Annotated in this window: 16 protein-coding genes and 2 pseudogenes; 6 read left to right on the top strand and 12 right to left on the bottom strand. The window is 72.3% G+C overall.

Annotated features, from left to right (window positions below):
• Positions 1-94 precede the first annotated feature (94 nt).
• The 4 genes and pseudogenes from ACFWRT_RS18595 to ACFWRT_RS18580 form a co-directional block, all read right to left on the bottom strand.
• The gene (locus ACFWRT_RS18595) at positions 95-1,006 is read right to left on the bottom strand and encodes an ABC transporter permease (protein ID WP_380953374.1); all 912 of its coding nucleotides are present in this window, start codon (positions 1,004-1,006) and stop codon (positions 95-97) included.
• Positions 1,003-3,819, bottom strand: coding sequence for an alpha/beta fold hydrolase (locus ACFWRT_RS18590; RefSeq protein WP_380953373.1), 2,817 nt, complete (start codon positions 3,817-3,819; stop codon positions 1,003-1,005). Before ACFWRT_RS18590 ends, ACFWRT_RS18595 begins: the two co-directional genes overlap by 4 nt.
• A 189-nt stretch (positions 3,820-4,008) precedes the next feature.
• Positions 4,009-4,260 (bottom strand): annotated as a pseudogene (locus ACFWRT_RS18585) (histidine kinase dimerization/phosphoacceptor domain-containing protein); the annotation flags it as partial.
• 73 nt (positions 4,261-4,333) lie between these two features.
• Entirely contained in the window at positions 4,334-4,954 is a 621-nt protein-coding gene (locus tag ACFWRT_RS18580) for a DUF4291 domain-containing protein (RefSeq protein ID WP_380953372.1), read from the bottom strand.
• A gap of 173 nt (positions 4,955-5,127) precedes the next feature.
• Here ACFWRT_RS18580 and ACFWRT_RS18575 point away from each other — a divergent pair, with 173 nt between their 5' ends.
• Positions 5,128-5,358: a DUF2283 domain-containing protein gene (locus ACFWRT_RS18575; protein WP_380953371.1), complete on the top strand. Its 231-nt coding sequence runs from the start codon at positions 5,128-5,130 to the stop codon at positions 5,356-5,358.
• A 66-nt stretch (positions 5,359-5,424) separates the two neighbouring features.
• On the opposite strand, the gene mmsA is transcribed toward ACFWRT_RS18575, so the two are convergent.
• The 5 genes from mmsA to iolC form a co-directional block, all read right to left on the bottom strand.
• Positions 5,425-6,927 carry a CoA-acylating methylmalonate-semialdehyde dehydrogenase gene (mmsA, locus tag ACFWRT_RS18570; protein WP_380953370.1) on the bottom strand — a complete coding sequence of 501 codons (1,503 nt, stop codon included), beginning with the start codon at positions 6,925-6,927 and terminating at the stop codon, positions 5,425-5,427.
• 41 nt (positions 6,928-6,968) lie between these two features.
• Positions 6,969-8,942, bottom strand: coding sequence for a 3D-(3,5/4)-trihydroxycyclohexane-1,2-dione acylhydrolase (decyclizing) (iolD, locus tag ACFWRT_RS18565; RefSeq protein WP_380953424.1), 1,974 nt, complete (start codon positions 8,940-8,942; stop codon positions 6,969-6,971).
• Between the two features lie 134 nt (positions 8,943-9,076).
• Positions 9,077-10,033, bottom strand: coding sequence for a 5-deoxy-glucuronate isomerase (gene iolB / locus ACFWRT_RS18560; RefSeq protein WP_380953369.1), 957 nt, complete (start codon positions 10,031-10,033; stop codon positions 9,077-9,079).
• Between the two features lie 28 nt (positions 10,034-10,061).
• Complete coding sequence (locus ACFWRT_RS18555) at positions 10,062-10,985, bottom strand: Cgl0159 family (beta/alpha)8-fold protein (RefSeq protein ID WP_380953368.1); 924 nt, start codon at positions 10,983-10,985, stop codon at positions 10,062-10,064.
• Positions 10,982-12,019, bottom strand: coding sequence for a 5-dehydro-2-deoxygluconokinase (gene iolC / locus ACFWRT_RS18550; protein WP_380953367.1), 1,038 nt, complete (start codon positions 12,017-12,019; stop codon positions 10,982-10,984). The genes ACFWRT_RS18555 and iolC overlap by 4 nt, the downstream gene beginning before the upstream one ends.
• Positions 12,020-12,249: 230 nt before the next feature.
• On the opposite strand from iolC, the gene ACFWRT_RS18545 reads away from it, so the two are divergent.
• Complete coding sequence (locus tag ACFWRT_RS18545; RefSeq protein WP_380953366.1) at positions 12,250-13,164, top strand: sugar phosphate isomerase/epimerase family protein; 915 nt, start codon at positions 12,250-12,252, stop codon at positions 13,162-13,164.
• Positions 13,165-13,171: 7 nt separating this feature from the next.
• Here ACFWRT_RS18545 and ACFWRT_RS18540 read toward each other — a convergent pair whose 3' ends face one another.
• Positions 13,172-13,714: a DinB family protein gene (locus tag ACFWRT_RS18540; RefSeq protein ID WP_380953365.1), complete on the bottom strand. Its 543-nt coding sequence runs from the start codon at positions 13,712-13,714 to the stop codon at positions 13,172-13,174.
• A 242-nt stretch (positions 13,715-13,956) separates the two neighbouring features.
• Between ACFWRT_RS18540 and ACFWRT_RS18535 the strand changes: the two genes are divergently transcribed.
• On the top strand, positions 13,957-14,148 hold the full coding sequence (locus tag ACFWRT_RS18535; protein WP_380953364.1) for a helix-turn-helix transcriptional regulator: 192 nt from the start codon (positions 13,957-13,959) through the stop codon (positions 14,146-14,148).
• Positions 14,149-14,181: 33 nt separating this feature from the next.
• On the opposite strand, the pseudogene ACFWRT_RS18530 reads toward ACFWRT_RS18535, so the two are convergent.
• Both ACFWRT_RS18530 and ACFWRT_RS18525 read right to left on the bottom strand, forming a co-directional pair.
• Positions 14,182-14,984, bottom strand: a pseudogene (locus ACFWRT_RS18530) (class I SAM-dependent methyltransferase).
• 248 nt (positions 14,985-15,232) lie between these two features.
• Entirely contained in the window at positions 15,233-17,611 is a 2,379-nt protein-coding gene (locus tag ACFWRT_RS18525; protein WP_380953363.1) for an MMPL family transporter, read from the bottom strand.
• Positions 17,612-17,768: 157 nt separating this feature from the next.
• On the opposite strand from ACFWRT_RS18525, the gene ACFWRT_RS18520 reads away from it, so the two are divergent.
• The 3 genes from ACFWRT_RS18520 to ACFWRT_RS18510 form a co-directional block, all read left to right on the top strand.
• The gene (locus ACFWRT_RS18520) at positions 17,769-18,527 is read left to right on the top strand and encodes a TetR family transcriptional regulator (protein WP_380953362.1); all 759 of its coding nucleotides are present in this window, start codon (positions 17,769-17,771) and stop codon (positions 18,525-18,527) included.
• 208 nt (positions 18,528-18,735) lie between these two features.
• Positions 18,736-19,059 (top strand): heavy-metal-associated domain-containing protein, encoded by a 324-nt coding sequence (locus ACFWRT_RS18515; protein ID WP_380953361.1) that lies wholly within the window; start codon positions 18,736-18,738, stop codon positions 19,057-19,059.
• Between the two features lie 92 nt (positions 19,060-19,151).
• Positions 19,152-20,359: heavy metal translocating P-type ATPase (locus ACFWRT_RS18510; protein ID WP_380953360.1), on the top strand; the 1,208-nt coding region annotated here is incomplete at its 3' end.

The following is a 20,359-nucleotide window of genomic DNA, read 5'->3' as shown; positions in this document are numbered from 1 at the left end:
GGAACCATCTCGATGCGGCAACAGAGGCCGGGCGGGGGTCATATGGGGCCGGGCGGGGCGCCTTCGCGGCCGCCGAAACCGCGGAACATCAGGTTCAGGACACGATGTCCTTACGACTGAACCCGCGGAACGCCAGAGCGAACAGGATCAGGGCGTACGTCACCGAGATCGCCGCCCCCTTGATCATGCCGCCCCACTCCAGCTCCGGCTGGAGCGCGTCGGCCCACGCGAACTGCCAGTGCGCGGGCAGGAAGTCGCGCCAGGAGCCGAGCGCGGTGACCGCGTCGAGCACGTTGCCGACGATGGTGAGGCCGACCGCGCCGCCGACCGCTCCGAGCGGGGCGTCCGTCTTCGTGGAGAGCCAGAACGCCAGCCCCGCCGTGACGAGTTGCGAGACGAAGATGAACGCGACGACGAGCGCGAGACGCGGCACGGTGTCCCCGGCCGCCAGCGCTCCCCCGGTCGGCAGTTTCAACGGCCCCCACCCGTAGGCCGCCGTGCCCGCCGCCAGTGCGACGACCGGCAGCAGCACCATCGCGGCGAGGCTGAAGCCGAGCGCGACGACGAGCTTGGACCACAGCAGCCGTACGCGTGGCACGGGCGCGGCGAGCAGGTAGCGCAGCGAGGACCAGCTCGCCTCGGAGGCGACGGTGTCCCCGCAGAACAGGGCCACCGGCACCACCAGCAGGAAGCCGGCCGAGACGAAGAGGGAGGTGGCGGCGAAGTTCGCGGCGGACTCCGTCGCCACGTCCATCAGGTTGATCCGGCCGCCGCCCCGGCCTCCCCCGCCGCCGTCCTCGCCGTCCGGCGTGCCGCCGATGGCGAAGGCGACGATCAGGATGAAGGGGAGGGCGGCGAGGATCCCGCCCATGAGCAGGGTGCGGCGGCGCCGCAACTGGCGCATGGCCTCGACGCGGAGGGGGAGCGTGCGCCCGGCGCGGTAGCCGGCGGCTTCCGGGTGCTCGGCCTCCACCCGGGCCTCGGGCGGCTGTACGGGGGCGCTCATGCTGCTCCTCCGGAGATCAGGGTGAGGAAGGCGTCCTCCAGGCGGCGGTGCGGGCCGACGCCGGTGACCGGGACGTCGAGCCGGACCAGGTCGGCGACGAGCCGCGAGGTGGTGGCGCCGTCGAGGCGGACGAGGAGCCCGCGCCCGTCGTCGGTGCGGACGGCGGAGCCGATGCCGGGCAGGGCGGCGACCTTCTCGGCGAGCGGCTCGGACACCTCCTCGGCCGTGGTCACCAGGATCATGTCGCCGGAGCCGGTGATCTCGGCGACCGGTCCGGCCTGCACGAGGCGGCCCCGGTCCATGACGACCAGGTGGGTGCAGGACTGCTCGACCTCGGAGAGGAGGTGGCTGGAGACGATGACGGTCCGGCCGCCGGCCGCGTAACGGATCATCACGTCCCGCATCTCGCGGATCTGCGGCGGGTCCAGCCCGTTGGTCGGCTCATCCAGGATGAGCAGGTCCGGCATCCCGAGCATGGCCTGCGCGATGGCGAGCCGCTGCCGCATGCCCTGGGAGTACGTCCGTACGGCTCGGGCGAGCGCGTCGCCGAGGCCGGCGATCTCCAAGGCCTCCTCGATGTGGGCGTCCTCGGCGGGGCGGCCGGTGGCCTGCCAGTACAGGTCCAGGTTGGCGCGCCCGGAGAGGTGCGGCAGGAAGCCCGCGCCCTCGACGAAGGCGCCCACCCGGGAGAGGACCGGGGCACCGGGGCGGATGGCCTGGCCGAAGACGCGGATCTCGCCCTCGTCGGGGGCGATGAGCCCCATGAGCATGCGCAGGGTGGTGGTCTTGCCCGCGCCGTTGGGGCCCAGCAGCCCGAGGACCTGGCCCTTCTCGACGCGGAAGGAGAGCTCGCGCACGGCGTACCGGTCGACGGACTTCGCGTACTTCTTGGAGAGCCCGGTGATCTGGAGCGGTACGTCGGTGAGTTCGGGGTCGGGTGCCGGGGTCGCGGTGCGGCGGCGGGCGGTGAGCAGGAGGGCGGCCGCGATGACGAGGGCGGCGGCCGGGAGGCCCCAGGTCCACCAGGGCAGGGCGGCCGCCGCGGTGGTGACGGCGGGTGCGGTGGGGACGGTCAGCGGTCCGTCGGCGGTCACGGTGTAGGTGGCGGGCTCGGCGGGGGACGCGTACCCGAGGTCGGTCGCGGAGAAGACGAGCCGCATCCGGTGCCCGGCGTCGAACTCGTGGTCCACGGCGGGCAGCGCCAGCTCGATCGGCTTGCCCTGCTGGTCGGGGGTGATCCGGTAGGGGGCGACGAGCTGGGAGGGCAGCACCTGCTGCCTGCCGTCCGGCGACACGTCGTACACCTTGCCGAAGAGCACCGCGTCGCGGCCCTCGGTCGCCTTGACGGTCACGCGGGCGGTCGGGGTGCCGGTGACGTGTACGGAGGTGGCCAGCGGGGCCGACTCGAAGCGGCCGAACTGCCCGGGGAAGTCGAGCGAGAGGCCGACGCCGAGCGAGGAGAGCTGGGAGAGGCCGCCGCCGATGCCGGGTACGGCGGAGATGGCGGGCGGGGCGGAGCCGGCGGGGTTGCGGAACGTTTCGGTGGAGACGGCCTTGCTGTTGGCGTCGGCGGGGGTGCCGGTGCTGCCGGTTCCGGTGCTGCCAGTTCCTCCGGTTCCGGCGTCGGTGCCGGCGTCGGTGCCGGTGCCGGTGCCGGTTTCGTCCGGCCTGTCGGTGGTGCCGATGCCGCCGCCGGGTGCGCCGCCCGCGGCGCGCAGCGGGATCTCCCGGCCGCCGCTGCGCAGCCCCGGGTAGGTGTCGCTGCTCGCGCCGCGCTTGAGGGCGGCGCCGTCGGTGGAGTCGATGCCTCCGGTACGGGTGACGCGGAAGGCGGGTCCGGTGTCGGTACCGGTCTCCTCCTTCAGGTAGCGGTCGAACCAGGAGCCGACGCGTCCTTCGACGCGCGCGGTCTCGTTGTCGCCGCCGTCGTGGCCGCCGGAGATCCAGTCCACGGAGACGGGTGCGCCGTTGGCGCTGATCGCCTTCTGCATCGCGTCGGCCTGGCCGAGCGGGAAGAGGGAGTCGGACTGTCCCTGGAGGAGGAGCGAGGGCACCTTGATGCGGTCGGCGACGGCGGAGGGCGATCGCTCGGTGAGCAGCTTCGTCGCGGCCGCGTCGGGCTTGCCGCTGACGGCGACCCGCTCGTACATCTCGCAGAGTTTCTTCTCGAACTTCTCGCAGCCACCGCCGGTGGTGATGAAGATCCCGGCCCAGAGCTTCTTGAAGACCCCTTCGGGGAAGAGGGCGTCGGCCAGGTTCCAGTACGTGATCACGGGCGCGATGGCGTCGACCCGCTGGTCGTGCCCGGCGGCGAGCAGCGAGACGGCACCGCCGTAGGAGGCGCCGGTGAGGCCGACCCGGGGGTCGCCCTTCTTGTCCAGCTCGACCTCGGGCCGCTTCGCCAGCCAGTCGATGAGCCCGGAGACGTCCTTGACCTCGCCGTCGGGGTCGTTGAGCGAGATCGCCCCGCCGGACTTGCCGAACCCGCGCGCCGACCAGGTCAGCACCGCGTACCCGTCGGCGGCCAGCTTCTCGGCCTGCGCCCGTACGTCGTTCTTGCTGCCGCCGAAGCCGTGGCCGATGAGCACGGCGGGCCGCTTACCGGAACCTCCGGCGGTGAAGTACGAGGTGTCGATCTCCACCCCGCCCGGCCGCAGCATCCGGTCCTCGCGCTGCACGGCGGGCGGGCCGTCGTCGGCGACGGCGGTCCAGGTGCCGCCGCCCACGAGCACGGCGAGCGCGGCCACGGCCGCGGCCCACCGGCCAGGGGTACGGGGCAACAGGCGCCGCCATCGAACAGTAGGGGTCTCCATCCCTCGACCCTAAACGGAGGACGCAACCCGGTCGGGTGCCGCCAGGGGGAGGTGGGCGGCCTCCCTGAGAGGTACGGTGCGCCGTTCCCGTACTCCGGATGCGGTACGGGGCTTATGCCAAGCGGATGCCATTGCGGACATCAGCTGCTTATCGGGCGGGTGTCATGGGGGGCCGGGCGTCGTGGGCAGGCCAGGCCTCGCGGGGGCCAGGCGTCGTGGGCAGGCGCGGAGGACGCCGATCACCTCGCCGAGGCGTTCCACCGCGGCGGCGCCCCTGCCCCGGATGTCCTGGGCGGCCCGCCGGTGCCGCTCGTCGAGACCGGGCGCCAGTTTCAAGGCGCCCGCCGACAGGGCGATGAGGCTGAGGTCGTGGCCGAGGACGTCGTGCATGTCCCGGGCGATGCGGGCCCGGACCCGGACCCCGGCCGGATCCATCAGAAGTCCCGTTCACGGGAGAGAGGCTCTTCACAGGAAGAGGCTACGAAGGCCGGCAGCCTTGCGGCACTGCCGAAAGTCACATCCCGGGCGCCGGGAGCGCGCCCCGCTCCGGTCGCGGCGCGGGAAGGTCCAGCGGCGTCTCCACCGGCAGCAGGGCGGCGGCCTTCTCCCGCTCCCCCGCACGCACCGCCGCGTGCACCTCGCGGGCGAGCGGGGTGACATCGCGTACGGAGACGGTCCACTCGTCCGCGTACCGCCGGGACGCCTCCCCGCTCAGCCCCAGTTGGAGGGAGCGGTACGGGAGCGGGTTCAGGTCCAGGTCGCGCTCGGGGTCCCACTGCACCCGGGCGGGGGCGGTGCGCAGGCTCTGCTTCCAGGACGCCTCGTCGGGGTGCACATCGCGTACGTAATGGGAGAGTTCGGCGTGCGCGAGGGCCCATTCCAGGCCGCTCCGGTCGATTTCGACGGCGAGCACGATCTCCTGGCCCTCCTTGGTGCCCCAGCCGCAGCGGTACATCATCCACAGGAAGCTGGGCTTGATCCAGGTCATCCGGTCCCGCTTCCACGCGGCGGGGAACCGCCCGTCGCGCGCGGCGGGGAGCCCGATGGCGGGCCGGTACGCCTGGTAGACGGTGACCGTGGTGGCGGTGTGCAGCGCGCGGATCTCGTAACGGGGCGGGAGGGGCTGGGTGTTCATGCGCCCCAGGGTGCGGGACGCGGGTGTGGGGCCGCACCCCGATTATTCCGGGCCGTCCGCTGCCACGGTGCGGCATGATCGACCAGGGCCGTGGCGGCGGAGGCCATCGGCCATCGGCCATACATTGAGTCGCACACCTACCGAGCCGCACACCTGGGGAGCGCGCCACCACCATGCAGGTCGAGCACGACCACGAGAACGACGTCGCGTACGTCTCCCTCGTCTCCCACATCGCCGATGCCGCCTCCGTACGGCAGATCACCGTCGCGACCCCCGAGGGGAACGCCGAGTTGCACCTCGACTTCGACGCCACGGGGCGGCTGCTCGGCATCGAGGCCGTCGGCGCCCGTGCCGCCCTTCCGGCGGAGGTCCTCCGCCGGGCGCCGGGCCGTCCGGCGGAGTAGCGGCCGACGCGCCTCCGCCCGCCCCGGTGTAGCCGGGGCGGGCGGAAGAGACCTGTGTCCGAGATGTCAGTGGTTGCGCGGGAAGCCGAGGTCGACGCCCGCCGGGGCGTCCGCCGGGTCCGGCCAGCGGGTGGTGACGACCTTGCCGCGGGTGTAGAAGTGCACGCCGTCGTTGCCGTAGATGTGGTGGTCCCCGAAGAGGGAGTCCTTCCAGCCGCCGAAGGAGTGGTAGCCCACCGGGACCGGGATCGGCACGTTGACGCCGACCATGCCGGCCTCGACCTCAAGCTGGAAGCGGCGGGCCGCGCCGCCGTCGCGGGTGAAGATCGCGGTGCCGTTGCCGAACGGCGAGGCGTTCATGAGGGCGACGCCGTCCTCGTACGTGTCCACGCGGAGCACGCACAGCACCGGGCCGAAGATCTCGTCCTTGTACGCGTCGGAGTCGGTGGAGACCTTGTCCAGGAGGGAGAGGCCGATCCAGTGGCCGTCCTCGAAGCCCTCCACCGTGTGGCCCGTGCCGTCGAGGACGACCTCCGCGCCCTGGGCGGCGGCGCCCGTGACGTACGAGACGACCTTGTCGCGGTGGGCGGCGGTGATCAGGGGGCCCATCTCGGAGGCGGGGTCGTTGCCGGGGCCGATCGTGATCTTCTCGGCGCGCTCGCGGATCTTGGCGACCAGCTCGTCGCCGATCGCGCCGACCGCGACGACCGCCGAGATCGCCATGCAGCGCTCACCGGCGGAGCCGTACGCCGCCGAGACCGCCGCGTCGGCCGCCGCGTCCAGGTCGGCGTCCGGGAGGACCAGCATGTGGTTCTTCGCGCCACCGAGGGCCTGGACGCGCTTGCCGTTGGCGGAGGCCGTGGCGTGGATGTAGCGGGCGATGGGGGTGGAGCCGACGAAGGAGACCGCCGCCACGTCGGGGTGGTTCAGCAGGCCGTCCACCGCGACCTTGTCACCGTGCAGGACGTTCAGGACGCCGTCCGGAAGGCCCGCCTCCGCCGCCAGTTCGGCCAGCAGGTTGGCGGCCGACGGGTCCTTCTCGCTCGGCTTCAGCACGAACGTGTTGCCGCACGCGATGGCGAGGGGGAACATCCACATCGGCACCATGGCCGGGAAGTTGAACGGAGTGATGCCCGCGACCACGCCGAGCGACTGGCGGATGGAGGAGACGTCGACCCGGTTGGAGACCTGGGTGGAGAGCTCGCCCTTGAGCTGCGTGGTGATCCCGCACGCCAGCTCGACGATCTCCAGACCGCGGGCGACCTCGCCCAGCGCGTCCGAGTGCACCTTGCCGTGCTCGGCGGTGATCAGCGCGGCGATGTCGTCGCGGTGGGAGTCCAGCAGCGCGCGGTAGCGGAAGAGGACCGTGGTGCGCTGGGCCAGGGAGGAGGTGCCCCAGGTCGCGTACGCCGCCTTCGCGGCCGCCACCGCCGCGTCGACCTCCTCCACCGAGGCCAGCGCCACCTGCGTGGTGACCTGGCCGGTGGCCGGGTCCGTGACCGGACCGTACTGGCCCGACGTGCCCTCCACTGTCTTGCCGCCGATCCAGTGGTTGACGGTCTTCGTCATGACGTACTCCTTCAGGCTTCAGGCAGGCGTGGGGGCCGGTCTCAGAGGTGGTGGCGTCGGGCGGCGACCCGCCGGTCGTACTCTTCCCGGGCCGTGACCGCCGCCGGACGGCTCGCGGTCTCGGCCACGGGAACATCCCACCACGCCTGTGCCGGAGGGGGGCCCGACACTGTGTCGGGCGTTTCGGTCTCGACGTAGACACAAGTGGGGCCCTCCGCGCTACGGGCCTCCGCGAGGGCTTTGCGCAGGTCGTCGACGGTGGTGGCGCGCAGGACGCGCATCCCGAGGGAGGCCGCGTTGGCGGCGAGATCGACGGGGAGCGGCGGGCCGGTGAAGCCGCCGTCGGGGTCCCGGTGGCGGTAGGCCGTGCCGAAGCGCTCGCCGCCGACCGCCTCGGAGAGGCCGCCGATGGAGGCGTACCCGTGGTTCTGGAGGATCAGCAGTTTGAGGGGGAGGTTCTCCTGGACGGCGGTGACGATCTCGGTGGGGTTCATCAGGTACGTGCCGTCGCCGACGAGCGCCCAGACGGGGCGGGGCCGCTCCTGGGCTGCGGTGGCGAGGAGGACGCCGATCGCGGCCGGGATCTCGTAGCCCATGCAGGAGTAGCCGTACTCGACGTGGTACTGGTCGCGGGAGCGGGTGCGCCAGAGTTTGTGCAGGTCGCCGGGGAGCGAACCGGCGGCGTTGATGAGGATGTCGTCCTCGGTGACCAGGGTGTCGAGGAGGCCGAGCACCTGGGTCTGGGTGGGGCGCGCGGTGGGGTCGGGGGTGGTGAAGGATGCCTCGACCTGTTCCTCCCACGCTTCCTTCGCGCCGGTGTACTCCGTCTCGTACGCCGGGTCGACCCGGTATCCCCGTCCGGCGAGGGCGCTGGTGAGCGCCTCCAGGCCGGTGCGGGCGTCGGCGACCAGCGGGAGGGCGGCCAGCTTGTGGGCGTCGAAGCCGGCGATGTTGAGGTTGAGGAAGCGGACGGCCGGGTTCTCGAAGAGGGTGCCGGACGCGGTGGTGAAGTCCGTGTACCGGGTGCCGACGCCGATCACCAGGTCGGCGGTGCGGGCCAGCTCGTCGGCGGTGGCGGTGCCGGTGTGGCCGACGCCGCCCACGTCCGCCGGGTGGTCGTGGCGCAGGGCCCCCTTGCCCGCCTGGGTGGAGGCGACCGGGATGCGGGTGGCGGCGGTGAGGGCGGCGAGGGTCTCCTCGGCTCCGCTGTGGCGGACCCCGCCGCCCGCGACGATCAGGGGACGGCGGGCGGAGCGCACCGCCCGTACCGCCGCTTCCAGTTCGGCCGCGTCGGGCGCCGGCCTGCGGACCCGCCAGACCCGCTCGGCGAAGAACTCCTCCGGCCAGTCGTACGCCTCCGCCTGCACGTCCTGCGGCAGCGCCAGCGTGACCGCGCCCGTCTCGGCGGGATCGGCCAGGACCCGCATCGCCTGGAGGGCCGCCGGGATGAGCGCCTCGGGGCGGGTGACCCGGTCGAAGTAGCGCGAGACGGGGCGCAGGCAGTCGTTGACCGACACGTCACCGGCGTAAGGGACTTCGAGCTGTTGCAGTACGGGGTCGGCGGGCCGGGTCGCGAAGGTGTCGCCGGGGAGGAGGAGGACGGGCAGGTGGTTGATGGTGGCGAGCGCGGCGCCGGTGACGAGGTTGGTGGCGCCCGGGCCGATGGAGGTGGTCACGGCGTGCGCGGAGAGCCGGCCGGACTGGCGGGCGTATCCCACGGCCGCGTGCACCATGGCCTGTTCGTTGCGGCCCTGGAGGTACGGCATGCGGGGCCGCCCGGTCCGGTTCCCGTGACCGTCGCCGTCGTCGTCGCCGTTCCGGGACCCGCTGTTGCCCGTCCCGTTGCCCGCCGCGTTGCCCGTCCCGTTGCCCGCCTCCACGAGCGCCTGGCCGATCCCGGCGACGTTGCCGTGGCCGAAGATGCCCCAGGTGGCGCTGATCAGGCGGTGGCGGCGGCCGTCGCGCTCGGTGTACTGGCGGGCGAGGAAGGCGACCAGGGCCTGAGCGGTGGTCAGACGGCGGGTGCGGGCGGGCCGTGCGGTCGCGGGACTCGGGGGGCTGCCCGGACTCGGGTGACTGCCAAGACTCGGGGGACTGCCAAGACTCGGAGGGCTGCCGGGGCTCGGGTGACTGTCCGGACTCGTCGGGCTCAACCTGTTACCTCCGGGCCGGGCGACGGCTGCGCCGTGTCCGGGCGGGCCGTCTGCGGATGCGCCGTGTACAGCGGCAGTCTGGCGTCGACCGGCTCGTCCCGCCAGGTGTCACGGATCCATCGGTGGTCCGGATGGTCGCGGATCAGCCAGGCCCGCTCCTCCCCCGGCCCCGCCATGACGTTCAGGTAGTACAGCGTGCGCGCGGGCGGGGCGATGGACGGGCCGTGCCAGCCGTCGGGGATGAGGACCGCGTCGCCGCTGCCGACCTCGGCGAGGACCTCCGTACCGCCTGCGCGCGACGGCGAGACCCGGTGGTAGCCGAGGCCGCCGTCCTCCACCTCGAAGTAGTAGATCTCCTCCAGCTCGCACTCCTCGCCCGGCACGTGCTCGTCGTGCTTGTGGGGTGGGTAGGAGGACCAGTTGCCACCGGGGGTGAGGACCTCGACGGCGATCAGGCGGTCGCAGTCGAAGGTGTCGGCGGCGGCGAAGTTGTTGACCTGGCGCGAGCAGGTGCCGGAGCCGCGCAGTTCGACGGGTACCTCCGGCGCGGGGCCGTAGCGAGCGGGGAGTCGTCGCTCGCACTTCGCTCCTGCCAGGGCGAAGCGGCCTCCTGCGCCGGAGGCGATCTGCGCTCGGTCGTCGCGCGGCACGTAGGCGAAATCGCTCACCCCGCTGAACACGCTTTCCCGGCCCAGCAGTTCAAAGGTGCCACCTGCCGTACGCACCGTACAGCCACCGGCCAACGGGAGGACGATCCATTCGCACTCCCCGGTGACGAGCGTATGAACTCCGCCCGGCTCCAGCTCCAGAACGCGGAGATAGGACCGGTCCCATCCGGCCGTTTCGGGGTCGATGTCCAGGACATAGGGGCCGCGCCCGGCGCTGCCGGAGGGCAGGTGGTGGCGCACGGCGGGCGAGGCGGCCCCGGTACGGTGCTCGTGGTGCGTTTCCATGGCCACTCCCTACCCGTCCCTCCTCCGGCTACAGCAGCGATACGGCCGTGTCGACGGCGCCCGCCACGTCCCCGTCGACCGGGTAGAGCAACGAACGCCCCACGACCAGCCCCCGTACGGTCGGCAGCCGCAGCGCCTCGCGCCACTTCCCGTACGCCCCGTCCAGGTCGTCGCCCACCTCGCCGCCGAGCAGCACGGCGGGGAGCGTGGAGGTCTCCATGACCTGCGCCATGTCGTCCGGGTCCTCGGTGACGGGGACTTTGAGCCAGGTGTACGCGGAGGTCCCGGCCAGGCCCGACGCGATGGCGATGGACGTGGCGACGGCGGCGGCGCCCAGGTCGTTGCGGAGGCGGCCGTCGACGCGTCGGCAGAGGAACGGTTCGACGAAGACCGGCAGCCGGTGCGCGGCCATCGCGTCGATGGTGCGGGCGGCGGTGTGCAGGGTGTCGAGGGAGCCGGGGTCGTCGTGGTCGATGCGGAGCAGCAGCTTCCCCGCGTCGAACCCGTGGCGGACCAGGTCCTCGGGGCGGTGCCCGGTGAACCGGTCGTCGAGCTCGAAGGCGGCGCCCGCGAGCCCGCCCCGGTTCATGGAGCCCATGGCCACCTTGTCCTCCAGGGCGCCGAGGAGGAGCAGGTCGTCCAGGACGTCGGCTGAGGCGAGCACGCCGTCGACGCCGGGGCGGGAGAGGGCGAGGCGGAGCCGCTCCAGCAGCTCGAACCGGTTGGCCATGGCGAGCGCCCGGTCCCCGACGGCGAGGGCGCCGCGGGCGGGATGGTCGGCGGCGATGATCATCAGCCGGCCGGGGTGGGGCGGGCGCGCACGTTCCGAAGTGATGCCGTCGGTACGGAGCAGAGGCCGCCGCTTCCGTCGCGCGGCGGCCTCGGCCACCGCCTCGGGGCGCTCGGCGCGGAGCCGGACCAGATCGCGGAGGGAGGCCGCGGCGGGGGTCATGAGGCCGCTCCGGAGGGCCCGGCGGCGATGTCCGCGGTCACCGCCCCCTCCGCAAGGGCCCGCTCCACCTCGTCCGGGAACGGCATCGCGGAGGAACAGGCGATGCGGGAGGCGACGATGGCCCCGGCGGCGTTCGCGTACCGCATGATTCGGGCGATGTCCCAGCCGGCCAGCAGCCCGTGGCAGAGCGCCCCGCCGAACGCGTCCCCGGCGCCGAGCCCGTTGACCACCTCCACCGGCAGCGGCTCCACATCGGCGGTGGAGCCGTCGCGGTGGACGGCGAGGACCCCCTTGGGCCCCTGCTTGACGACGGCGAGCTCCACACCGGCCGCGAGCAGGGCGCGAGCTGCTGCGTGTGGTTCGCGCTCGCCGGTCGCGATCGCGCACTCGTCGATGTTGCCGACGGCGACGGTGGCGTGGGCGAGCGCTTCCCGGTAGCGGGCGCGCGCCACCGAGCCGTGGTCTCCCGCCGAGCCGTGGCCCCCGCCGTCCCAGAACATGGGCCGCCAGTCGAGGTCGAACACGGTCGCGGTACGAGACTCCCGGGCCGGGCTCTCGCTACGGGCCCGGAGCGCCGCCAGCGTCGCCGCCCGGCTGGGCTCGGCGCTGAGCCCCGTACCGGTCATCCAGAAGATCCGCGCGTCGCGCACCGCGTCCAGGTCGAGTTCCGACGGGTGGATCTCCAGATCGGGCGCCTTGGGCTGCCGGTAGAAGTGGAGCGGGAAGTCGTCCGGCGGGAAGATCTCGCAGAAGGTCACCGGGGTCGGATAATCCTCGACCTCCGTCACCCACCGGTCGTCCACCCCGAAGCCCCGCAGCTCCTGGTGGAGGTAGTCCCCGAAGGCGTCCCGGCCGGTCCGGGTGATCAGCGCCGTACGCCGCCCCAGCCGCGCCGCCGCCACCGCCACGTTCGTAGGGGAGCCGCCGAGGAACTTGCCGAACGTCTCGACGCGGGCGAGCGGCACCCCGATCTCCAGGGGGTAGAGGTCCACCCCGATCCGCCCCATGGTGATCACGTCGTACGGCTCAGGCATACGCATCCCTTCGACCCACCGGCGCGGGCCCCCCGGCGCGCCTCACCGGCGCGCCTCACCGGCGCGCCTCACCGGTGCGAACCACCGGTGCGAACCACCGGTGCGAACCATCGGTGGCCGGCTGGTCCCAGGTCAGGTCTAGTCCCCTCCCGGGAACCCTGTCAATATTTTGTCCGGACATTCGGACGAACTCTTGACACTCCTCCGCACCGGCCGCGACGCTGGGCGATATGACCCCCTCCGCACCCTCTTCGGCCCGCATCCGCATCGGCTCGGCACCCGACTCGTGGGGGGTGTGGTTCCCCGACGACCCGCAGCAGGTGCCCTGGCGGCGCTTCCTTGACGAGGTAGCCGAGGCCGGGTACGCGTGGATCGAGCTCGGTCCGTACGGCTATCTGCCCACCGACCCGGCCCGGTTGACGGACGAGACCCGCAGCCGTGGGCTGACCGTCTCCGCCGGCACCGTCTTCACCGGATTGCACCACGGGCCCGACGTCTGGGACCGGACCTGGGCGCATGTCGCGGACATCGCCGAACTGACCCGGGCCATGGGCGCCGAACACCTGGTCGTCATCCCCTCCTTCTGGCGCGACGACAAGACGGGCGCGGTTCTGGAGGACCGCACGCTCACGCCGGCGCAGTGGCGTGACCTGACCACGCAGACGGAGCGGCTGGGGCGGGAGGTCCGGGAGCGCTACGGGCTCCGCATCGTCGTCCACCCGCACGCGGACACCCACATCGACAGCGAGGAGAACGTCAACCGCTTCCTCGACGCCACCGACCCCGCCCTGGTCTCGCTCTGTCTGGACACCGGGCACTACGCCTACTGCGGCGGCGACAGCGTCAAGCTCATCGAGACCTATGGGGAGCGCATCGGCTACCTCCACCTCAAGCAGGTCGACCCCGAGATCCTGGCGGCGGTGGTGGCGGACGAGGTCCCGTTCGGCCCGGCCGTGGCCCGGGGCGTGATGTGCGAACCGCCCGGTGGGGTGCCCGCCCTGGAGCCGGTCCTGGACGCGGCGCGCGCCCTGGATGTCGACCTGTTCGCGATCGTGGAGCAGGACATGTACCCGTGCGACCCGGACAAGCCGCTCCCGATCGCGCGCCGCACCCGTGAGTTCCTCCGCTCCTGCGGACGGGCCTGACGGCCGGTCACACCCCCGTACGCCCGTCGATGCGCTCGCGGATCAGGTCGGCGTGGCCGCAGTGGCGCGCGTACTCGCCGATCATGTGCGTGTAGATCCAGCGCAGCGTCACCTCACCGCCCACGAACGGGCTGGTGTCGTCGAGCCCCCGACCCGCGCAGTTCTCCTGGCCGCGCCGCACCTCCTCTTCCCACACCGCCACCGCGCTCCCGTACGTGGCGTCCTCGGCGAGCTCGAACCCACCGTCATGGCCTCCGCCACCGCCACCGCTCCCGTCTCCGCCCCCACTCTCGTCGGCCGGGGCGTACAGACGCGGAACGTCCTCCTGCGCCAGGACCCGCCGGAACCAGGTCCGCTCGACGGCCGCCGCGTGCTGGACCAGCCCGAGCAAGGTGACCGGCGAGGGCGCCACGGCCGCCTCACGGAGCCGCTCCTCGGGCAGCTCCGCGCACTTCTCGACGAGGGTGGCGCGGTAGAAGTCGAGCCAGCTCTCCAGGGTGGTCCGCTCGTCGGCGACCAGCGGGGGCATCGAACGCTCGGAAGTACTCATGGTCATCATCGTGACATCCGGGTCTGACATCGCCCGGCCTCCGCACCACAGCCAGCTTTTTGCACCTTCTGTCACACCAGTAACTGTTTCGCCACACATATCTCCGTTACGCGGGTTTTCCGTCACAAGCGCACCACAGCCCCACCCTGCCTGCCGCCCACGGTCGTTCAACCGAGCGCAGGCTGCGTGATCACGGGGCAGAACCGGCCCTCAGAACAGAGCAGCGCAGAGAGGCGTCACGGATGACGGACAGAACACTCTGGTCCTACAAGGACATTGCCGCGCACATCCAGGTCCAGCCGGACACCGTCCGCTCCTACCGCAAACACGGCCTCCTTCCCCCGCCCGACCAGGTGACGAACGGAAAGCCGTACTGGTACGGCGACACCATCCGCGCCTGGGTCGCCTCCCGCCCACGCAACCGGGGCCGTTGACCCCGCCCCGACCGGCCCTACTGGCCACCGGCCCTACTGCCGGGCCTCCCTCCTGAACAGCGCCGTCCAGAGAAAGGACTCACCGAAGACCGGGGACCCGGGCTCCTCGTCGCGCATGCGGCGCAGCTCGATCTCCGTCAGGCCCGGGACCGCGAAGATGTCGCGCAACTCCTCGGCGGTGTAGGCGAGTCCGCCGCCCAGGCTCCCCTGCCGGTAGAGCTCCGCGTCCGGCAGCTCGGAACCCATGCCGCCCTCCCCCGCCGCGAAGCAGGTGAGCGCGAAATGGCCGCCGGGGGCGAGGCAGCGGTCGAGGAGTGCGAGGTAGCTGATACGCCGGTGGGGCGGCAGGTGGTGGAAGCACCCGGAGTCGTAGATCAGGTCGTACGGGCCCGCCAACTCCGCCCCACCGGCCCGGCCGGCCCCCTCCGCCACCTCCGTCTCGTCCGCCACCTCCGTCTCGTCCGACGTCAGGACGAAGGCGTCACCGCAGTGGAACCGGGCCCCGGAGCCCGGCACTTCGGCGCGCTCCTCGGCCCAGGCGATCGCCGCCGGGGAGAGGTCGATCGCGTCGACGTCGAAGCCGAGCGAGGCCAGCGCGTGCGCGTCGGGCCGCAGCCGAGTTCGAGCGCGCGGCCCGGGGTGACCAGCCCCCGGTCGGCGTACGAGACGAGGCTCTCGTCAGGCTTCTCCGCGAAGAACGGCACCGGCTTCGCGCGGTCCCCGTAGAAGTCGTCCCACCACGAGGCGGCGTTGGCGGTCCAGCGGTGCGCTTCGGGTGCGAACAGGCCGTCCAGGAGCGTCATCACGTCGTCCGTCGTGCGCATGTTCCGGTGCATCCGGTCGCCTTTCCCCATGCGTCGATTTTAGGGATCGCGTGGGAGAAATCCCAGGTCACGACCGGTCCATCGATCGCGCTGGGGGCTCCCGAAAGGGCTGCGGGCGGGTCGGTGACCACCTCCCCTCCCACTCGTGCCGCCAGGCCCTCCGCGTGGCTGCCACACCCCGTCAGAAGGCCTTGCGGGGCCGCCCCGAGAGCCGTTTCCGAACGGATCCCGGGCCGGCCGACCGCGCACGAGGGCTCCCCCTACGCCCCTGCGGTGACCTTCTCCCCGTCACGGGTCCCGGCCTCGGGTATCTCTCCCTCGGTCGTGGGCTCATCCGGGCCGCCCGGCGCACCCTTCGTAAGAGAGGCCTTCGTCACGGAGGAGCCGGCGGGGGCCGACTCCCCTTCGCTGAGGCCGAACCTCTGGTGGAAGGCGCGCAGCGGCTTGGGCGCCCACCAGGTGGCGTGGCCCGTCAGCTTCATCACGGCGGGGACCAGCAGGCTGCGGACCACCATGGCGTCCATCAGGACGGCGAGGGCGATCCCGAGCCCCAGCATCTTGGTGTTGGTGACCCGTGAGGTGCCGATGGCGACCATCACGACCGCGAGGATCACGGCGGCCGCGGTGATCAGGCCGCCGGTGCGGGACAGGCCGAAGGTGACCGAGCGTTCGTGGTCGCCGGTCCGGTCGTACTCCTCCTTGATGCGGGAGAGCAGGAAGACCCCGTAGTCCATGGAGAGGCCGAAGGCCACGCAGAACATCAGGACGGGCAGCGTCGTCTCGATGTCCCCCGTACTGGTGAAGGCGAGGATCCCGGAGAGGTTTCCGTCCTGGAAGACCCAGACCACCGCACCGAACATCGCCGTCAGGCTGAGGGCGTTGAGCACGACCGCCTGGATCGGGATGAGCACGCTGCCGGTGAGCAGGAAGACCAGGAGCAGCGTCACCACGACGACGATGCCGATCGCCCACGGCAGCCGGTCCGCGATGGCGTCCTTGGAGTCGACCAGGACCGCCGCCGTGCCCGTCACCGAGGTGTCGAAGGAGTCGGCGGGCATCGCGCGCAGGTCCCGTACGAGCTGCTGGGTCTCCTGCCCGACCGCCTCGCCCTCCGACTGCACGCCGAAGTACGCGGCCGAGTCCGCCGTGACCGGGCCCTCGACGCGCTCCACGCCCGGGACCTTCTCGATCCGGTCCTTCAGGGCCGCGTACGCGGCGGGCGTCCCCTCCCCCTCGACCAGCATCTCCAGGCCGCCGCTCGGGCTGCCGGGGAAGCCGTCCCGTATGTGCTCCTGGACCACCCGGGACTCGGCGCCGGCGGGCAACTGACGGTCGTCCGCCGTACCGAACTTGACGCCGAGGAAGGGCAGTCCGAGGAGGACGAGGCCCACCGTGGTGACGATGGCGAAGACCGGCGCCCGGCGCATCACCAGCCCGGCGAAGCGCGCCCATCCCCTGCCGGTCCCGCCGACAGCGGCTTCCTTACCCTTTCGGCGGCGCAGCAGGCGGCGCAGGTCCAGCGCGTTGACCCGGTGGCCCAGCAGCATGAACGCGGCGGGCAGCAGGATCAGCGCGGCGGCCGCGGCCAGCAGGACCACGGCGATCCCGGCGTAAGCGAAGGACCGCAGGAAGTACTGCGGGAAGACAAGCATCGCCGACAGGGACACGGCAACCGTCAGCGCGGAGAAGAGCACCGTGCGTCCGGCCGTGCGCAGTGTGGTGCCGACCGCCGTCCGGGTGTCGGCTCCGGCGTCCAGCTCCTCACGGAAGCGGCGGACGATGAACAGGGCGTAGTCGATGGCCAGTCCGAGACCGAGGGCCGTGGTGAGGTTCATGGCGAAGACCGAGACGTCGGTGAACTCGGTCAGTCCGCGCAGCACGGCGTTGGTGCCGAGGATCGCGACGATGCCGACGAGGAGCGGCAGCATGGCGGCGATCGCGCTGCCGAAGACCATGACCAGCAGGATCAGCGTCACCGGCAGGGCGATGAGCTCGGCCCGCAGCAGGTCCTCCTGGATAATCGTCTGCATCTCGTGCTGGACGGCGACGGGCCCGCCGACCGAGACCTTCACCGGGCCGCTCTCCCCGGCGAACGCGGGAGCGATCCGTTCGAGCGTCTCCCCCGCCTCCGTCTCGTCGCCCCCTATCCGGGCCGCGATGAGCGCTTCCCGGCCGTCCTCGGCGCGCAGGGCGGGCGCCTTGGTCTGCCAGTACGAGGTAACGCCCGATATGCCCTGCTCGGCGGCGAGCCGCTCGGTGAGCCGTGCGGCCTCGGCGGCCACCGCCGGGTCGTCGACGGAAGCGGTGCCGCTGTCCACCAGCAGGAGCAGGTTGGGCTGCGAGGCGGGGAACTCCCGCTCCAGCGCCTCGGTGGCGTAGGACGACTCGGCGTCGGGGGCCTGCCAGCCACCGCTGCCCATCCGGTCGGCCACGCCGCTCCCGGCGAACACGGCCAGAGCAGTGATCACCAGGGCGGCCAGCAAGGCGATCCGTGGCCTGGCGGTGACGAACCGGGTCCAGCCTCCGAGACGCTGCGGACCGGGCCCGCCGGACTGCGAGCTGGACTGCGGGCCGGACTTCGGGCCGGGCTCGACACGCTGCGGACCGGCGGACCCGGGTGGACCGTTGACCTCGGACATGGTGCGGTGTCCCCTTCACCGAGACCCGGGCGGCACAGGGCAGCATGGGTCAGTCGTTGCCACTTACACTGGCAAACACGAGTCGTCGCTCGCGTTTCTTAAGAATGCGAGCGAGCACTCGCGTTTGTCAAACGCATCACGAAAGCTGGGGATTGCCGTGCCGGAGGCCAGAGCCAAGAAGGGCGCCGCAGGGGACGGCGCAGCCGAGAAAGCCGCAGCGGCCGAGAGGGCGGGAGGCGCCACGGAGACGGGAGACGCCACCGGGGCGACCCGGCCGCGCCGCCGCCAGGCCCGAGGCGAGGCGCGTATCGCCCAGCTTCTCCAGGCCGCGGCCAGCGTCTTCTGCACCAGCGGCTACACCGCGTCCAGCACCAACGCCATCGCCCGCGAGGCCGGCGTCTCACCGGGCACGCTGTACCAGTTCTTCCCGAACAAGGAGGCCATCGCCGTCGAGCTCGGCGACCAGCTCCTCCACCGCTGGCGCGACACGTACGGCGCCGCCTTCGACCAGAGCCACCTCGAGCTGCCGCTCGACCGGATGCTGGACGCCGTCCTCGACCCGCTGATCGCGTTCAACTGCGAGAACCCGGCGTTCTTCGTGCTGATGCACGGTTCGGAGATCCCCGGCCGGATCACCGAGGAGCACGACATCGTGCACACCACCATGCTGAGCCGGGTCGAGGGGATCCTCACCGACTACCTCGCGGACATCCCCGCCGCCCAGCTCCACCGGGTCGCCGAGATGGCCTTCATGGTGTTCAAGGCCGGACTCGACCTGGTCATGGCCCACGAGGGCGAGGAGCGCGAGGCCTACATCCGGGAGATGAAGGCGGTCATGTACCGCTACCTGGACCCCCTGATCGGCGACGACTCGCCCCACCTCGCCCCGCACGCCCGCCCGGGCCGTACCCCGTAGAACGGGATACCCCGTAGAACCGGATACCCCCTGGAGCCGGACACCCTCCGGAGCCGGTCACCTCCTGGAGCCGGAGGGCCGATCGGCGGCGCCGGGCGCACCCACACCTCATCCATACCCCCTAGGGGTATAGTATGGAGTGAGCGAGGCGCCCCGGGCACCCCTGTGGCCCCCCGCGCCACACTCGTACGCTGAAGAGGAGAACGTCATGACCGCCGAGACCGCGCCCACCACCCAGTCCACCGGCTCCTGCTGCTCGCCCACCGGTTCCTGCCACGGTGGCGGCGCCGCCGACGTGCAGATCGAGCCGACGGACTCGGTCACCACGGTGTACGAGGTGAAGGGCATGACCTGCGGCCACTGCGAAGGCGCCGTGTCGGAGGAGATCTCCGCGCTCGGCGGCGTGACGTCCGTCGAGGCGGTCGCCGCCACCGGCCGCGTCACCGTCTCCTCCAAGGCCCCGCTGGCCGAGGACGCCGTCCGCGCCGCCGTCGACGAGGCCGGTTACGAGCTCGTCGGCCGGGCCGCCTGAGCGCCCGCCGCACCACCTTCTTCCCGTCGGGCCGGCCCGCCAGCAGATACTGGTGGGGTACGGCCCGACCTGCGTTACCCAGGAGTTCGGACATGGCCAGCACAGCAGCAGCCGGGACCCCGGCCGCGGACGTCTCCGAGGCCGAGCTCATGATCGGCGGGATGACGTGCGCCTCGTGCGCCGCCCGCGTCGAGAAGAAGCTCAACCGGATGGACGGCGTCACCGCCACGGTGAACTACACGACCGAGAAGGCCCGCGTCACGTTCGCGGAGGGCCTGGAACTGTCGGACCTCGTCGCCACGGTCGAGCGGACCGGCTACACGGCCCGCCCCCTGTCACCCCCGAAGCCGAAGCCGGAACCGGAACCTGAACCGGACCGCAAGCGGGAGCCTGAGCCCCGACCCGCGCCCGAGCAGGAAACCGCACCGACCCCGGCCGACGCATCAGCCGCCGCATCGACCGACGCCGCCGAAGCGGAACAGGCCGCCTCCCTCGCCGCCCTCCGGCAGCGGGTCATCGTCTCCGCCGTCCTCAGCGTCCCCGTCGTCCTGCTCGCCATGGTCCCGGCGCTCCAGTTCGACTCCTGGCAGTGGCTCTCCCTGACCCTCGCCGCCCCCGTCGTCATATGGGGCGGCCTGCCCTTCCACCGCGCCTCCTGGACCAACCTCCGGCACGGCGCGGCCACCATGGACACCCTCGTCTCGATGGGCACCCTCGCCGCGTTCGGCTGGTCGCTGTGGGCCCTGTTCCTCGGCGACGCCGGGATGCCGGGCATGCGGCACGGGTTCGACCTCACCGTCTCGCGCGCCGACGCGAGCTCCACGATCTACCTGGAGGTCGCGGCCGGGGTCATCACCTTCATCCTCCTGGGCCGCTACCTGGAGGCCCGCGCGAAGCGGAAGTCCGGCGCCGCGCTGCGGGCGCTGATGCACCTCGGCGCCAAGGACGTCGCCGTCCTCAGAGAAGGTACGGAGGTACGCGTCCCGGCCGACCGGCTCGCCATCGGGGACCGCTTCGTGGTCCGGCCCGGGGAGAAGATCGCCACGGACGGCAGGGTCGTCGAGGGCAGCTCGGCCGTCGACGCGTCGATGCTGACCGGCGAGTCCGTCCCCGTGGAGGTCGCCGCCGGCGACTCCGTCACCGGAGCCACCATCAACGCCGGCGGCCGCCTCGTCGTCGAAGCCACCCGCATCGGCTCCGACACCCAACTCGCCCGCATGGCCCGCCTCGTCGAAGACGCCCAGAACGGCAAGGCAGCAGCCCAACGCCTCGCCGACCGCATCTCCGCCGTCTTCGTCCC

Origin of the sequence: Streptomyces cyaneofuscatus, assembly GCF_042718795.1 — a bacterium.
In the GTDB taxonomy this organism is placed as follows: domain Bacteria; phylum Actinomycetota; class Actinomycetes; order Streptomycetales; family Streptomycetaceae; genus Streptomyces; species Streptomyces cyaneofuscatus_A.
This window is presented reverse-complemented; position numbering and strand designations above follow the sequence as displayed.

Excerpts from the sequence above, each read along its gene's own strand:
- ACFWRT_RS18595 (WP_380953374.1), bottom strand. The coding sequence starts at position 1,006 with ATGAGCGCCCCCGTACAGCCGCCCGAGGCCCGGGTGGAGGCCGAGCAC.
- ACFWRT_RS18590 (WP_380953373.1), bottom strand. The coding sequence starts at position 3,819 with ATGGAGACCCCTACTGTTCGATGGCGGCGCCTGTTGCCCCGTACCCCT.
- ACFWRT_RS18580 (WP_380953372.1), bottom strand. The coding sequence starts at position 4,954 with ATGAACACCCAGCCCCTCCCGCCCCGTTACGAGATCCGCGCGCTGCAC.
- ACFWRT_RS18575 (WP_380953371.1), top strand. The coding sequence starts at position 5,128 with ATGCAGGTCGAGCACGACCACGAGAACGACGTCGCGTACGTCTCCCTC.
- mmsA (WP_380953370.1), bottom strand. The coding sequence starts at position 6,927 with ATGACGAAGACCGTCAACCACTGGATCGGCGGCAAGACAGTGGAGGGC.
- iolB (WP_380953369.1), bottom strand. The coding sequence starts at position 10,033 with ATGGAAACGCACCACGAGCACCGTACCGGGGCCGCCTCGCCCGCCGTG.
- ACFWRT_RS18555 (WP_380953368.1), bottom strand. The coding sequence starts at position 10,985 with ATGACCCCCGCCGCGGCCTCCCTCCGCGATCTGGTCCGGCTCCGCGCC.
- iolC (WP_380953367.1), bottom strand. The coding sequence starts at position 12,019 with ATGCCTGAGCCGTACGACGTGATCACCATGGGGCGGATCGGGGTGGAC.
- ACFWRT_RS18545 (WP_380953366.1), top strand. The coding sequence starts at position 12,250 with ATGACCCCCTCCGCACCCTCTTCGGCCCGCATCCGCATCGGCTCGGCA.
- ACFWRT_RS18540 (WP_380953365.1), bottom strand. The coding sequence starts at position 13,714 with ATGAGTACTTCCGAGCGTTCGATGCCCCCGCTGGTCGCCGACGAGCGG.
- ACFWRT_RS18535 (WP_380953364.1), top strand. The coding sequence starts at position 13,957 with ATGACGGACAGAACACTCTGGTCCTACAAGGACATTGCCGCGCACATC.
- ACFWRT_RS18525 (WP_380953363.1), bottom strand. The coding sequence starts at position 17,611 with ATGTCCGAGGTCAACGGTCCACCCGGGTCCGCCGGTCCGCAGCGTGTC.
- ACFWRT_RS18515 (WP_380953361.1), top strand. The coding sequence starts at position 18,736 with ATGACCGCCGAGACCGCGCCCACCACCCAGTCCACCGGCTCCTGCTGC.